The 14,911-nt window shown below is 61.3% G+C and carries 9 protein-coding genes and 1 pseudogene; 4 read left to right on the forward strand and 6 right to left on the reverse strand.

Annotation, left to right across the window (positions count from 1 at the left end; translation table 11 throughout):
- Positions 1 to 24 precede the first annotated feature (24 nt).
- The 4 genes and pseudogenes from ACPPVR_RS17625 to hisC all read left to right on the forward strand — a co-directional run bounded on the left by ACPPVR_RS17625 (position 25) and on the right by hisC (position 3,074).
- On the forward strand, positions 25 to 861 hold the full coding sequence (locus tag ACPPVR_RS17625; protein ID WP_426615432.1) for a c-type cytochrome: 837 nt from the start codon (positions 25 to 27) through the stop codon (positions 859 to 861).
- 173 nt (positions 862 to 1,034) lie between these two features.
- On the forward strand, positions 1,035 to 1,823 hold the full coding sequence (locus ACPPVR_RS17630; RefSeq protein ID WP_426615433.1) for an SDR family NAD(P)-dependent oxidoreductase: 789 nt from the start codon (positions 1,035 to 1,037) through the stop codon (positions 1,821 to 1,823).
- An 8-nt stretch (positions 1,824 to 1,831) separates the two neighbouring features.
- Positions 1,832 to 2,019, forward strand: a pseudogene (locus tag ACPPVR_RS17635) (DUF1330 domain-containing protein); the annotation flags it as partial.
- Positions 2,016 to 3,074, forward strand: a complete 1,059-nt coding sequence (hisC, locus tag ACPPVR_RS17640; protein WP_426615434.1) for a histidinol-phosphate transaminase — start codon at positions 2,016 to 2,018, stop codon at positions 3,072 to 3,074. The pseudogene ACPPVR_RS17635 and the gene hisC, both read left to right, overlap by 4 nt.
- A 41-nt stretch (positions 3,075 to 3,115) precedes the next feature.
- On the opposite strand, the gene ACPPVR_RS17645 is transcribed toward hisC, so the two are convergent.
- The 6 genes from ACPPVR_RS17645 to ACPPVR_RS17670 form a co-directional block, all read right to left on the reverse strand.
- Entirely contained in the window at positions 3,116 to 4,129 is a 1,014-nt protein-coding gene (locus ACPPVR_RS17645) for a zinc-binding alcohol dehydrogenase family protein (protein WP_426615435.1), read from the reverse strand.
- 105 nt (positions 4,130 to 4,234) lie between these two features.
- Positions 4,235 to 5,818 carry an efflux transporter outer membrane subunit gene (locus ACPPVR_RS17650; protein WP_426615436.1) on the reverse strand — a complete coding sequence of 528 codons (1,584 nt, stop codon included), beginning with the start codon at positions 5,816 to 5,818 and terminating at the stop codon, positions 4,235 to 4,237.
- A gap of 85 nt (positions 5,819 to 5,903) precedes the next feature.
- Entirely contained in the window at positions 5,904 to 7,169 is a 1,266-nt protein-coding gene (locus ACPPVR_RS17655; protein ID WP_426615437.1) for an efflux RND transporter periplasmic adaptor subunit, read from the reverse strand.
- A gap of 23 nt (positions 7,170 to 7,192) precedes the next feature.
- Positions 7,193 to 10,411 (reverse strand): efflux RND transporter permease subunit, encoded by a 3,219-nt coding sequence (locus ACPPVR_RS17660; protein WP_426615438.1) that lies wholly within the window; start codon positions 10,409 to 10,411, stop codon positions 7,193 to 7,195.
- 884 nt (positions 10,412 to 11,295) lie between these two features.
- Complete coding sequence (locus ACPPVR_RS17665) at positions 11,296 to 12,801, reverse strand: porin (protein WP_426615439.1); 1,506 nt, start codon at positions 12,799 to 12,801, stop codon at positions 11,296 to 11,298.
- Positions 12,802 to 13,059: 258 nt separating this feature from the next.
- Positions 13,060 to 14,676, reverse strand: coding sequence for an OprO/OprP family phosphate-selective porin (locus ACPPVR_RS17670; RefSeq protein ID WP_426615440.1), 1,617 nt, complete (start codon positions 14,674 to 14,676; stop codon positions 13,060 to 13,062).
- Positions 14,677 to 14,911 lie beyond the last annotated feature (235 nt).

Genomic DNA, 14,911 nt, shown 5'->3' on the forward strand with positions numbered 1-14,911 from the left:
CGCGATTCCGGCCGGGGGGCTTTGATGAGGATTGTGTTGGGGATTGCGCTGGCGTTCTCGATGTCGCCGGCCTTCGCAGAGACGCTGGTCGAGCGCGGCGCCTATCTCGTCAACAGCGTGATGGTCTGCCACAACTGCCACACCCCACGCGGTCCTCAAGGCCTCGATCTCTCGCGCGCGCTCTCGGGCGGACAAACCTTCGACGAGCCAGCGTTCAAGGTCACCGGCTCCAACATCACGCCGGACAAGGACACCGGTATCGGCAACTGGACCGATGCCGAGTTGAAGCGGTTTCTCGTGAGCGGCATCAAGCCGAACGGCACAGCCGTAGCGCCGATCATGCCGACCGCGTTCTACACCGTGCTCACAGCCCGCGATCTCGATGCGCTCACCGCTTACTTGCGCTCCGTACCGCCCGTGCGCCACGAGACGCCGGCGCCGGAGTACAAGATCACGTTGAAGCCGGAGACGCCGACCTATGCCGGCAAACAGGCGGGCGAGCCCGAATTGGCCGACAAGCTCGCACGCGGCCGCTATCTCCTCACCATCGCCCATTGCCTGGAGTGCCACACGCCGGAGGGCCCGTCCGTGGTGCACGATTTCACCGGCGCGAGCGGCAAGGGCGGTCGGACATTCAAGGGGCCGTGGGGCGAATCCATTTCCGCCAACATCACCGCGGATCCCGTAGCGGGCCTCGGGCAGTGGAGCGACGACGAATTAAAGCGTGCGATTACGCAAGGCATCGCGCGTGACGGGCACAAGCTCAAGCCGCCGATGGCCTATGCTGGCTACGCCACCATGACGGCTCAGGATCTCGATGCCATCGTCGCGTTTGTCCGGACGCTACCGCCGAAATCGTAGGGTGGGCAAAGGCGCGCTCTTCGCGCGCCGTGCCCACCATCTATCTACGACCCGCGCTGAAATGGGCGGGCACGCTGCGCTTTGCCCACCCTACAATCTCACGCCTCGGTGAGGGGTGATTGAAGCTGCTGCACGGCACACGATATCCGCTTCAGCATTAATGGAGATAACGCATGAACATCGACCTTTCCGGAAAGACCGCCCTCGTGACCGGTTCGACCGCCGGCATCGGCCACGCCATCGCCAAGGGCCTCGCTGCCTCGGGCGCAAGCGTCGTGATCAACGGGCGCGGCCAGGACAAGGTCGATGCGGCCGTACGCAAGCTTGAAGCTGCTGGGGCTAGGGTCCGCGGCATCGCCGCCGATGTCTCGACCGCGGCGGGCTGCAAGGCACTTGTCGCGGCGCTGCCCGAAGTCGATATCCTTATCAACAATGCCGGCATCTTCGAGCCAAAGGATTTTTTCGAGATTCCGGACGAGGACTGGAGCCGCTTCTTCGAGGTCAACGTCATGAGCGGCGTACGGCTCTCGCGCGCCTACCTGAAAGGCATGCTCAAGCGCAATTGGGGCCGCATCGTCTTCATCTCCTCGGAGTCCGGGCTCAACATTCCGGTCGAGATGATCCATTACGGCACGAGCAAGACCGCGCAGCTCTCGGTCGCGCGCGGGCTGGCGCAGCTTACGCGCGGCACGGGGGTCACCGTCAATTCCGTGCTGCCGGGTCCGACCATGTCCGAGGGTGTCGAGACGTTTGTGAAGGATCTCGCAAAGCAGAACGGCCAGTCGGTGGATGAAGCTGCGGCCAATTTCGTCAAGCAGCATCGGCCGAGCTCGTTGATCCAACGCTTCGCCAGCGTCGACGAGATCGCCAACATGGTGGTCTATGCCGCCTCCAAGGAGGCTTCCGCCACCAACGGCGCCGCCCTGCGGGCGGAAGGCGGCATCGTCAATACGATCGCCTGAGGTGGTGTGTGGTTAAGGGCGATCCGTCGCCCAAGACCATCATCGTCGTGGAATTTCCGTCTTGCGCAAGTGGTACGCTTCGCCGGAATATGCCGAGGCGCTGAAGCTACGTCAGACAGCGCTGGAGCGGCGGCTGATGTTTGTAGAGGGCACTGCGGGGGCGACGTCGATCGAAGGGATCCGGATAGAAAAATGAGCCGTTTCTGGAGCAGCTTGACGCATGATTTGAAGCCCTACGTGCCGGGCGAGCAGCCCCGCATGGCGGAGTTGGTCAAGCTGAACACGAATGAAAACCCGCTTGGTCCTTCTCCGCGTGTGCTGGAAGCGATCCGGAGCGAGGCCGCTGATACGTTGCGTCTGTATCCGGACCCGCAGGCCACCGCGCTGCGGGCCGCCTTGGCGGACTATCACCAGGTGGGGCCCGAACAGATATTCGTCGGCAACGGCTCGGACGAGGTGCTGGCGCATGCCTTCGCCGCTCTGCTGAAGCACGATGCACCGCTGCTCTTTCCCGATATCACCTACAGTTTCTACCCGGTCTACTGCCGTCTGTTCGGCATTGCTTACGAGACCGTGCCGCTCGATCAGGCCATGCAAATCCGCATCATCGATTACCGCCGGCCGGCCGGTGCGATCATCGTCGCAAATCCGAACGCGCCGACCGGGATCGCGTTGTCTCGTGCCGAGATCATGACGCTGCTGGAGGAGCACCCGGACGTGCCCGTGGTGATCGACGAGGCTTATGTTGACTTCGGCGCCGAGACCGCGATTCCGCTGGTTGCTTCTTATCGAAATCTTCTGGTCGTTCAGACAATGTCCAAGTCCCGCGCCCTCGCCGGGCTGCGGATCGGATATGCGATTGGGGACGCCGATCTGATCGAAGCGCTTACCCGTGTGAAGGACAGCTTCAATTCCTATCCGCTCGGCCGGCCCGCTCAAGCCGGAGCCATTGCCTCGCTGGAGGACGAAGCCTATTTCCAGCGGGGCCGGCTTCGCGTGATCGAGGGCAGGGAGCGGCTGACCCGCGGACTGAAGGGAGCCGGTTTCGAGGTGCTGCCATCTCTGGCGAACTTCGTCTTCGCGCGTCATCCCGCGCATGAGGGCGCCGCGCTTGCGGCGGCGCTGCGCCGGGAGGCGGTGATCGTCCGGCACTTTACGGCTCCACGCATCTCGGATTATTTGCGGATAACCGTAGGCACGGACGAGCAGATTGACCGGCTGTTGTCGGCCTTGTCCGGGATCTTGAGATAGCGACAGCGGCGGGGGCAACCGCCGCCATCGCTAGCCCTAGACTACCACCCCTCCAGCACGATCTTCCCGCGCGACTTACCGCTCTCGAGCAGCGTGTGCGCGCGCTTGAGGTTGGCCGCGTTGATCGTACCAAAGGTTTGGTCGAGCGTAGTGCGCAGCACGCCCTTGTCGATGAGGTCGGCGACGTCGTTCAGCAAATGATGCTGCGCGATCATGTCCGGTGTCTGGAACGAGGAGCGCGTGAACATCGACTCCCAGTGCACCGAGATCGCCTTGCCCTTGAATGCGCTCACGGCGAACTCCGCCGGATCGTCGATCAGGCCGAATTTGCCCTGCGGCGCCATGAAGTCCGCGATCGCCTTGTAGTGCTGGTCGGTGAAGGTGAGGCTCGCCACCAGCGCGACCGGCGGCAGCTTGAGCTTCTCGATCTGCTCCTTCATCTGCTTGCCGTGGTCGATCACCGCATGCGCGCCGAGATCGAGACACCATTTTTGCGAGTCCGGGCGCGTCGCGGTCGCTACCACCGTCAGTCCGGTGAGGCGGCGGGCGAGTTGGATCAGGATCGAGCCGACGCCGCCGGCTCCGCCCGTGATCAGCAGCGTGCGCGGATCGACGCTCTTGCCGGGTACCGCGCCGAGGCGATCGAACAGCAACTCCCAGGCGGTGATGGAGGTGAGGGGAAGGGCGGCCGCCTGCGCGAACGAGAGTGACTTCGGCTTGTTGCCGACGATGCGTTCGTCGACCAGGTGGAATTCGGAGTTGGTGCCCTGGCGCTGGATCGAACCGGCGTAAAACACCTCGTCGCCCGGCTTGAACAGCGTGACGTCGGGCCCGACGGCGTCGACCACGCCGGCCGCGTCGTAACCCAAAATCTTCGTCTCGCCCTCAGGCGGAGCGGCGCGCTTGCGCACCTTGTAATCGACCGGATTGGCCGAGATCGCCTTCACCGCGACGCGGATGTCGCGCCCCTTCGGCTCCGGTTTTGTGGTCTCGAAATCGATCAGTGAATCCGCATCCTCGATGGGAAGCGATTTCTTGTAGCCGACGGCCTTCATGTCTGTGTCTCCATGGGTAACAGCGTCCTCTCCAGTTAGTTGTTCCGCTGGCGCCGCTACAGTACAAGCCGTGAGCCGGCGTGGAGCCAAAAGACGGCGATCGCGTCAGGGTTGGAATTGCAATAAATCCGGATCGTTGGAGACCGGACGCAGTCTACCGGATTCCCGCACCGCTGCAGCGATCGCGGGCTCCGGCGTTCGTATGGGCGGAATGGCCTGGTAGTGCTCCCAGCCGCCACCCAAGGCCTTGTAGAGAGCCACTAGCTGAACTCCCGCTCCCCGTTGAGAGATGACGTATTGGGCCTCGAGTTCGAACTGTTGTCGCTCGGCATCGAGGACGTTGAGGAAATCCGTCAGCCCTCGCTCATACCGCTCCGACGAAAGCTTGACGGCATCCAGGGAGGCGTTGCGGGCGCGTGACAGGCTGGCGAGGCGACTCCGCTCACCATTGTAGCCCGCGATCGCCTGATCGACCTCCTGCACGGCATTCAGCACACGGGCCTTGTATCGAAGCAGCGTTTCGCGCGCCTGATAATCGGCCACCTCGACACGGGCGTCGAGGGTGCCGAAGTCGAGCACCGGCCAGTAGAGCGCTGGACCGACCCCGCCTATAAACGTAATCGGCGTTCCGGTGGCAGCGCGCGCGCCACCCTGGCCGCCAACCGCACTTGTGACGGCCAGGCGCGGAAAGAGATCGGCAGTTGCGGAGCCAACGCGTGCAGTCGCGGCCCCGATCTCGAATTCGGCTTGCTGGATGTCCGCGCGCCTCTGCAGTAGGTTGACAGGCAGATCGATCGGAACCTTGGCCGGAAAACGCGGGCCAGGTGCGTACACCCCAAGTTCTTTCGCCAGCGTCTCGGGAAACTCTCCGAGCAGACCCGCGATGACATATTGGCTTGAACGAATCTGGCCCGTCAGCGGTCCGATCGTGGACTCGAACGTCGCGACCTGGCGTTGCGCCAACGTCACATCGAGTTCATTGGTGAGCCCCTCGCTGAAACGGGTCTGGGCGACCTTCAAACTCCGCTGGGCGGTTTCCATGTTCCTGCGAACTGCCGCGAGCTGGGCCTGATAACCCCGCAGTTCGATATACGCGCGAGCGACATTGGCGATGACCGACACCAGAACCGCATCGCGCGCCTTCGCGGCCGCCAGCGCGTCCAAATGCGAGGCCTCGATCTCGCGCCGGAGCTTGCCGAAGACATCAAGCTCCCATGCTGAATCGAAGCCTCCGGCTTCGAATACGTGATCGAAACCGGCAGTATTGCTCGCGCTGTGCAGAGCCTCCGAGACTCGTCCGCGGGTGTTGTCGCTACCGGTTCCAAATCCGGCGCCCGCTGACAAATCGCCTTTCGGGAGGGCCGCGCCGGTCGCAACAAACTGTCGGGCGCGGGCCTGTTGCAGGCGGCCAAGCGCGATTGCGATGTCGGGATTCGCCGCGATCGCCCGCTCGACAAGCGAAACCAATTGAGGATCCCGAAACGAACGCCACCATTGCGTCAGATCGACGGCTGTTGTTCGTTCATAGGTAGAATCTTTTTCGGTGGAGTCTGGTCTGACGAGGTATCTTCCCGGAAGCTTCGTTTCGGGAAGGCTGAAATCAGGGCCGACGGTGCACGCGGACAAGCTCGCGGCTCCCCAACACAGAATCCAGCTTCTAAATACCCGCGTGGGAATGAACGAGTTCATATGCCACCGCCATCATCTAAGGGCTTCGATAGGTCCAGGTTTCTCACGAGACATTCCCAAGATTTCGCTGCTTGCGAAGCCAAAGCTATGATCCCTTGTCGTCCCGCGGGCTAGCGTCGAGATCATGCGCCTCGACTTTCATCCCGGACACGATTTGGCTGGAAAGGTTGAGTGCGACCCTGTCACCTTCCTTGAGGCCGGATTCAATCTGTACGACGTTCCCATCGTCCACGCCGATTTTGACATCACGAAACTCTACCACATTTTTGTTATCAACGACTGCAACTTGCGGGGTCGGTCGGAACGACAACGCAGCCGCAGGAACCTGGACCCCGATGGCATTCTTCAAGCTAAACCTTGCCTCCACATACATTCCTGGCACCAGCCGGGAATCCGCATTCGGAATATCGATCTCAACTCGCAGAGTTCTGGAGCGCGGATTGATGGCGCGGGAGGTGCGCGATACCTTGCCTTCGTAATGCCGGCTCGCATCGCCCCCGATTGTTATATCGGCTTGGGGGGCGTCTGTCAGAAGGTCATTCGCGGCTTTTTGCGGCACGTTGACGAACACCCGCATCGGCCGGTTCTGGGTCACCCGAAAAAGAGCCGACGTCCCCGATCCGCTGCCGGCCGTCACGAGGTCGCCGAGGTCGATGTCGCGCTCGACGATGGTACCGCCAAACGGAGCCTTCACTTGCTTGAACTCCGTTAGGGACGTCAGTCGGTCCACGTCCGCCTTGTCGAGCGTGACTTGCGCCTTGGCGGCGACCAACTCGGATTCCGCCGCGATCGCGGCTGCCTTCTTCGACTCGCGCTCCTGTTCCGATACAACGCCTTGTGGCGAGCCACGCCAACGCTCATACGTGCTCTTGGCGAAGTCGTCATTGGCCTGTTTGACGTTCACTTCTGCCTCCGCAGCATCCAATTTGGCCCGGGCGGCCTCAAGCTGAGCGTCGAGCTCAGGTGTTTCTATCAATGCCAGCACCTGTCCGTCGCTGACGGGGTCGCCGATGTCGACAAGCCAATTTTTGACGTAGCCGTTCACCCGGGCATAGATCTTGCTGTCGTGCCAAGCGGCCGTTTCGCCGGGCAGGACGAGGCGCTGTGTGAGCGGCGACGACTTGGCGGAGACGACGTCGACCGGCGGGGGCCTCGACATTTCCTCCCTCGTCGTTACGGCCAGCTTGTTGGTCCTGTCGCGCCGCTCAGCATTGACGTAGAAGAACCCGACGACCAGCACGCCCGCCAAAACGAGGGCGAATATGCTCATTCGCGATGCCGTGCGGAAATCATAGTCCAGCATCTTCTTCGATGACTGTTCGTCGTCGGGTAGCGGCGGATCGGTTGACATAGATACCTCGGCTCGAAAACTCTCTATCGAATGGATGGACTTTCGTCGATTGCGAACCGATCCGTCGGGGCTTCCGTCGGCACGGGGCGTCGCATCATCCGATAGGCAGCTGGTACCAGGACCAATGTTGCAAACGTTGCAAATAGCAGACCGCCAATGACCGCCCTGGCGAGCGGCGCATTCTGCTCGCCGCCTTCGCCGACGCCGAGGCCCATCGGGATCATCCCCAGGATCATGGCGCCCGCCGTCATCAGCACCGGCCGCAACCGCGTATAGCCGGCCGTAACCGCGGCAACGATTGGAGTGTCGCCGGCCGCCATTCGCTGATTGGCAGAGGTAACGACGAGAATGCTGTTGGCAGTCGTAAGCCCGATGCACATCAGTGTACCCATCAGGGCTGGCACGCTGATGTCGGTCCCTGTCAGGAATAGCATCCAGATCACTCCACTGATCGCAAGCGGCACTGCGGACAGAACAACCAGGGGATCGATCCAGCTCTGGAAATTGACGACAAGGACCAGGTAGACGAGGATAACGGCCACCGCCATGCCTGAAAACAGCCCGTTGAAGCTCTCGCGCATGGTGGCGATCTGACCCGCGAGCGTTACCTGGGTGGCTTTGGCCGGGGGAGGCTGGTTCGCCGCCAGGACCTTGTCGATTTCACGTGCGGCCGTGGCGAGATCGATTCCCTGAACATCGGCATTGACGTCGAAGACCGGGCGGATATTGAGTTGGGACGCCACGAGCGGAATCTTCTCGCGTCCAAGTTTCGCAACGTTCATCAGTATCTGACTTTGCTCAGTGTCGCTCCTTGCCAGCACAGGCAAGGTGTTAAGGGCGCCGGTCGAATCCAGGCGATAGGTCGGCGCCTGAATGACCAACGGATAGCTCACGGAGTTTTTGGGGCTGACCCAAAAATTCGGAGCCGTCTGAGCGCTCGAGTTGGTTGTCACCAGGACATTGCTGGCGATGTCTCCTTGGTCCAATCCGAGCTGCTGCGCAACGGCGCGATCAACCGATACAGTGAGCGCGGGCGCGTCGGGGACCTGAAACACGTGCGAGTCCACGATGCCCGGCACCCGCTTGAGATCAGCGGCGATCTTCGACGCCAGCGCAAAACTGTAGTCACCATCGCGCCCGGATATTCTGATATCGATCGGCGCGGGCTGGCCGAAGTTCAGGACCTGGTCGATGATGTCGGCCGCCTGAAAGAAGAATTGCATCTGGGGAAATTGCCGCGGCAACTCGCGCCTGAGGTCGGCGACATGCGCGGCGGTCGGCGTATGCTTCTTTTTCAGGGATACGAGAATTTCTCCGTCCATCGGCCCGACCGTCGCCGAGTCGCTCAGCGCGATATTGATCCCGCTATAGGGCAATCCGATATTGTCGAGCATGGTATCGATCTGATCGTCACCCACGATCTGGCGGATCGCGCGTTCGACCTGCGCGAATTGCCGCTGGGTTTCCTCGATCCGGGTTGCAGGCGGCGCACGGACATGCAGCCGCATCTGGCCGGCATCGACCTGCGGGAAGAAGTCCTGCCCGATCAGCGGAAAGAGCGCCAGGGAACACACCATCAGCGCACCAAAAAAGACAGCCGTGACCGCCGAATGCGCGACGCTGAACGCGAGTGCATTCCGGTAAGTCTCGCGGAACCGCGAGAAGCCCTTTTCAAAACCGTTGTGGATCGCTCTGAAGGGCTTGAGGGCGCGCCTCATGAGCGAATCTGTCGGCTCGGCCTCGTGTTCGCCATGTTGTTCGACCGTCGATCGCATCAGGACGCGAAATAGCAGCGGCACGAGTGTGAAAGATAACAGCAGGCTGGCGATCAGGGAAACGCAGACCGAAAGCGACAGCGGAGAAAAGAGATACTTGGCGACCCCTTGAAGCAAGAAGATCGGGACAAAGACGATGCAGATGCACATCGTCGACAGCACCGTCGGGATGCTGACCTCGCCTGCGCCGTTGACAATCGCGGCCACCAGCGGCTCCTTCTCGCGTACATGCCGCTCAATGTTCTCAATCACCACCGTGCCGTTGTCCACCAGGATGCCGACCGCGAGCGCGAAACCGCCGAGCGTCATCGTGTTGAGCGTCTCGCCGCCGGCATACATGACCAGCATGGCGGTGATGATGGCCATCGGGATCGTCGCCAGGATGATAAGCGTCAGCCGCCAGCTGCCAAGGAAAAGCAGAATCATCAAGGCGGTTAAGCCCGCCGCCATCAGGCCACCCATAACCACGCTGTTCAGGGCGGCTTTGACAAAGACCGACTGGTCGAAAATCGGCTTGATGGTGACGCCGTCGGGCAGCATGCGCCTGATGTTGGAGAGGTTATTTCGGATTCCGTTGATCACGGTGAGCGTTGAAACGCCTCCCGTCTTTCGCACGGACATCAGCGCGCCCGGAGTTCCGTCGACCGCCACGGAATTGGTCTGCACCTGGTAGCCATCGTGCACGTGGGCGACGTCCTGGACGAAGACAGTGCGGCCGTCGATCTGCTTGATGGGAAATCGATTGATCGTGGTGATCACGTCGGGGCTGTTGTTCATCGACAGCGAATAGTCCTTGCTGCCGATCTTCACGTCACCGGACGGGAGAATGATATTTTGTCGCTGCAACGCCTTGGCGACGTCACTCGGTGTCAGGCCGCGCGCGTTCAATGCATCCTGGTCGAGGTCGGCCATGATGACACGGGGCTTGCCGCCATACGGATAGGGAACCTCGGCGCCATGCACGACCGCGAGATCGGGACGGATGATGTTCTGCCCGAGGTCGTTGAGGGTGGAATCGGGCAGCGACGGGCTCGAGAGGCTGAGCTGGATGATCGGGACGTCCGTCGCTCCATAACGCAGTACGAGCGGCGGCGTGATGTTCGGCGGCATGTACTTCAGAACGACGAGGGCGCTGCTGGAAAGCTGGGCGATGGCCCGCGTCACGTCGGCACCCTGATGCAGGAATACTTTTTCGACACCGACGCCGTAATAGCTTGTCGCTTCGATACGTTCGATATCATCAACCACCGAGGCAAGTTGACGTTCGTGGAGCGTCAGAATCCGGTTCTGGACGTCCTGCGCCGACATGCCGTTGTAGGTCCAGACCACCGCCACCACGGGAACGTCGATCTCGGGAAAGATGTCGATGGGCATCCTCGATACGGCGCCGATGCCGAGCAGCGCAATCAGGATCAATCCCGAGATGACCGTATAGGGTCGCTTCAGCATGAACGCGACAAACGCCATCAGACGGGTCTCCGGCGGTCGCTAAAAATTGGCCTTGCGTGTCTGGAAGGGCAAACCCATCTCGCTCCGGCCCGCATGTGAACTAAACGGTCATTGCAGTTGTCCGCGGCGCTCGCATTCGGATGGTCCAGGGGCATGAGATCACAGACCGGAAGTGATGAAGAGGCTATGTTGAAGGCTGGTTGCGACTTGCCCCGAGGAACGGCGGATACGGCGTCACCTCGTTGTTCGAATTGCCAACCCTTCAATCCGTTTTGCGACCATTGGCCGAGTTCATCATTCCTCCCCGATGACCCGGCGGGTCTTTCATTTGTGCACGGTGTTATCCCATTTCGCCGGAGTGAGGACCGGTCCAGTGGGTATCGGCGTTGCGAGGCGCATGAGTTGACCTCTGATTGGATCGCCTCATGCCGATGCCATCGTTTCGGAATTTGAGCAGGGTCAGGCTGCCGGCCGATTGAAGGGATCTGACGGAATCTCGATTGCGCCGGCCCTGGACACCGCCGCGGCCGTGACCGTCGCAGCGCTGCGCTCACCTCGCGAATCGTTGTCCGGCCCGAAGTCGGCCAAAAGGACAAAAGCTTGCCCCACGACTGCGACAAATACGGCCACTATCACGGGTGTCGATCTGCCGTGCCAACGCTTGCTTTGGGTGTGCATTTGCTGTCTCGCCAATCCGCTATTCCGGGCATCGACCGCCGATCGTTTCGCGCCATTCCTGACTGGTGAGCGACCGGACCGGCTGGTTCGCCTGGAGGCGATGTAGGTCCGAAATCCGCGGGCACCATTAAATTATAATTCAATCAGTGGGCTCGGTAGCCCCAAAGTGATCGAGATCAGACAGTGTCTTGGAAGCGATTGGACATCTTCGCAGATCCAAGAATTCAAAAGCGGAAGCGCAACCCGACTGTGGGGGCGATGTTGTTGCGCTGGAGAAAGCCGGAGGCCAGGCCGCCATTCACTTGCGTGAACATGATCCCGGCGTAGGTATCCCATTTCGGGGCGAACCGCCAATCGACGGCAGCGGAGATCGCGTCAAAGGTCCCGGCGCATTGCGCGTGCGCGGCGCTGGAGCAGGGAGCTGGTCCTCCGGCTGCTGTGCCGAAGAAGGAGTTCTGGATGTAATGGTAATAGGCGGCGATCACATCCAGATTTTCCGTAACGCCATACTTGGTCCCGAGCCACATGATTTGCATGGTCTTGTTGCCAAGACCGTTCACACCAAAAGCTGCATTGTTGATATTCGTGTTGTTGAATGCGGCGCAGCCTACGCAAAGAAAAGTTCCGGAAATATCGGTAAAGGCGGCCTGCGGAGTGCTCGGCGCTGCATATCGAATATGTTCGTAGCCGGCGTATAGCTTGAGCGCCCCGGTCGTATACTTGGCCACGAACATCACGGCGCTGTTGTCGGAAATCGTCGCGGTCAGCGTCTGTGGCAGAAACGGCGGTATCGGCGTCCCATTGGCGTCATTGCTTCCAGGCGCGAGCCCAAGCGACACTGAATTCCTGACATAGCTGTAGATGGCGTCGACCGAGAGTACGTCTTTGCCCCATGTCGGAACATCGGCGCCAACCCCGAACTGGTACGCACCATCGGAGGCGTTGTTCTGGGCATAGCCGCCGAATTGCCACAGCGCTGCTGCCCGGAATTGCCCGACCTTGAGCCGGTATTTCAGCGACGTCGAATTTCTACAGTTTTCGGTATTGCCGCCGCCGCAGGTGATTCCTTGAAAGCCGATTGGCGAGAAGCCGTAGGAGGCGCCGAACGGATCGTAATCGAAGACTGCATCGAGGGTCAGCGAGTTCTGTCGGAAAACGGTCAAGGTGCCGTAAGTCGGAGAGCTGACGCCCACGAAGCCTTGGCCGTTGTACCATTGACCCGCCCGGCTGGAGTCAGAGAACGCAGTTTGCTGGTTCTGGGGGATGCCCATGTTCGCGGCAACCGATCCCGGTCCATTGGAGAGCCGTAGGGAATACGGGTCGAAGCCGGCGTCCAGCGCGAATACAACGGAGAAGTCCGCGCCGATGGGCTCGGTCCCTTTAATTCCAATGGTAGAATTGCTGAGCGCGTTGGGCGCAAGAGTCCAAAGCGGCGACCTGTTCTGCTTCTGCACCAGATATGACGCCGAGACGGCGGACCGCGGGTCGAACGGCGCGCCGTGGCTCTGCCAGCCAAACCCGGTGTCGATCGTGCCGTAGACCGTGATACCCTTCCAGGTCAGCGGGCAGTTTGTGGAGACGAAATCCCAGGGGTCGACGCATGGCTCGGGCGCCAAAGCTCCCGCCGCCGGCGGGGCCTTCGTCGATATATCAGCCGCCGATGCATGTGCGTTCCATATGCCCGTAGCAACTGTGAGAACCAGGCCTATGCTAATGCCAAGCTTCGCCACGCAAAGCTCCCTACTCAACAAGACGCGGTCATGACGTGGTAAAACGTCGATCGGCAAGAGCAAGAGCCCGCAGTTGCGTCCAGCGGAGCCCAGAATTCAGATCCAAGTTGCAATCGTGTCACAGGATTTCTCCGTCGTGCAAATCTATCGAGGCGCGCCAGTTCAACAGAGCAGCTTGTAAAGCAAACAGTGTGCGTCCCGCGAAGCGTCCGGAAGGCCGCCGGATGCGCGGCCCTGCAGACGCGACATCGGCCGGCTCTAGAACGTCACCTGGGTCCGCATCGCCAGCGCGTTGAACTTCGAGCCGGTATCAGTAAAGTTGGTGGGACTCAACTGCTTGGCGACATCGCCGTGAAGGTAGTTGAACATCAGGCGGACGTTGCGGCTGATGTACCAGTTCAGCGCCAGCGTATAAATGGTCTGCCGGCCCCCGGCAATGCCGGTCGCCGCGCCAACTTGGTCGTTGAGATTGATCGTGCTGTACCGGGCCGCGATCTCCCATGCGCCCCAACCACCGCCTGTCAAGGAGAAGGGATTGGCAGGCGTAAGGGGGGTGTAGGAGGCACTGGCTGGACTGTAGGCGCGGCTTTCGCCGGTCAGAATCCAAGCCGCTTCCGCGTAGCCGCCCTGGAATTTCAGGCCTGGCAGCGGAGCGAAAGCGTTGCGGTCGATATTGTACCAGTAATACTCGCCCTGGAAGAATAGGGGTCCATAAGTCCCCGCCGCTTCGACGCTGTAGACCTGAGCGCCTGAAACGCCTGCGATTGCGCCGGTCGAGACCAGCGTTGTCGGGTCGATGCGCAACTCCGGACGGTCGCTCAAGGTGAGCGTCTGCGTTCCGGCGATCAGATTGTGCGGCGGCTGGAGCAGCCATTGGGCATCTCCACCGATATGCAGCGAGTAATCCTTGCCGCTGACGACTTGACCAGCGACACGAGCAACCGCGCCGTATTGCTCGGTGGTGCCGTTGGGGTTCACGCTTGAGGCTGAGTGAATAGCCCCTGTTGCGGGCCCCGTCACATAGGCACCGGCCCAGAACCTGTCGGTGTACCAGCGCGCGCCGAAGGCAGAACGAAAATCGCCGGCCGCGATATTGGTGGCGGTGATGTTTGAAGCGGCACGCTCCATGAACAGGACGTCGTTCGAACTGGTCGCCTCATCCAACGTGTAGGGCACGTCCATCACGCCGCCTTCGATGGCAAGCTTGCCGCCAAACGGCTTGAAGCCGGTGTAGCTCAGAAAGGCGTTCTCGACGCCCGACAGGGCGCCGCCAGGAAGGAACCCGACGGGTGTGCCGCCTGCGCTGCCGGTGCCGCCAAAGCCATCCGAAGCCCCGCCAAAGTCGTAGACGAGCGCGTAATTCCAGTCTCCCAGGAATTTGCCGACCACGCCGATGCGCGCGCGGCGAACGTTGACTCCGTTATCGAGGCGCTGCGGAACCGTTGATGCCGAGTTGGGGTGGTAGTCATAGCCGCCGGCGTCGAAATGAACCCGGCTTGTGATCGCGACGCAGTTCTGCTCGTCCGCGGTGCAGATGGTCGGCCGGTTGTTCGGCATCGTCACCACGACGCCGGACGGTGCGATCGGCCCCTTCACCGGGATCGTCGCATTGGCGTTGGCGACGACGGCCTTCGCTTCGGAGCGCGCTTCAGCCTTCGCCTCTGCCTTTGCTTCGGCCTTCGTCTTCGCCGTGGCTGCCGTGTTCGCCGCGGTCTGGCTTTGCAGCTTGTCGAGCTTCTGCTCCAGCATCTTCAACTGCTGCTTCAGGAGCGCGATCTCCTGATCGCTGTTGCTTGCTGATTGTGCCTGGGCCTGCGAAGCCGCCAGCGCGCCGGCGAGACCAATCGCCACGGCTGTAATTCTTGTCCTGCTCACTTACGCCTCCATGGTTTGCCGAACTTCCCCAAGTCGAAAGCGGAGAGCCTAGGAACGATCGATGACTGCCCGCGACGGCGCACCACGGTTGCGGAGTTCCCACTGATGCAAATTCATCGCAACCGAATCCGTCATCGGGCAGAATGCAAGATGATGCGTGTCATGCCAATGTGCGGCGGGCAGCCGATTGTCATTTTGCACGCAGGGCTTGCGCGCCGGACACACCGGAAAGGGG

The sequence above is a fragment of the Bradyrhizobium sp. McL0616 genome (assembly GCF_049993385.1).
Lineage (GTDB): Bacteria > Pseudomonadota > Alphaproteobacteria > Rhizobiales > Xanthobacteraceae > Bradyrhizobium.

Excerpts from the sequence above, each read along its gene's own strand:
- ACPPVR_RS17625 (WP_426615432.1), top strand. The coding sequence starts at position 25 with ATGAGGATTGTGTTGGGGATTGCGCTGGCGTTCTCGATGTCGCCGGCC.
- ACPPVR_RS17630 (WP_426615433.1), top strand. The coding sequence starts at position 1,035 with ATGAACATCGACCTTTCCGGAAAGACCGCCCTCGTGACCGGTTCGACC.
- hisC (WP_426615434.1), top strand. The coding sequence starts at position 2,016 with ATGAGCCGTTTCTGGAGCAGCTTGACGCATGATTTGAAGCCCTACGTG.
- ACPPVR_RS17645 (WP_426615435.1), bottom strand. The coding sequence starts at position 4,129 with ATGAAGGCCGTCGGCTACAAGAAATCGCTTCCCATCGAGGATGCGGAT.
- ACPPVR_RS17650 (WP_426615436.1), bottom strand. The coding sequence starts at position 5,818 with ATGAACTCGTTCATTCCCACGCGGGTATTTAGAAGCTGGATTCTGTGT.
- ACPPVR_RS17655 (WP_426615437.1), bottom strand. The coding sequence starts at position 7,169 with ATGTCAACCGATCCGCCGCTACCCGACGACGAACAGTCATCGAAGAAG.
- ACPPVR_RS17660 (WP_426615438.1), bottom strand. The coding sequence starts at position 10,411 with ATGGCGTTTGTCGCGTTCATGCTGAAGCGACCCTATACGGTCATCTCG.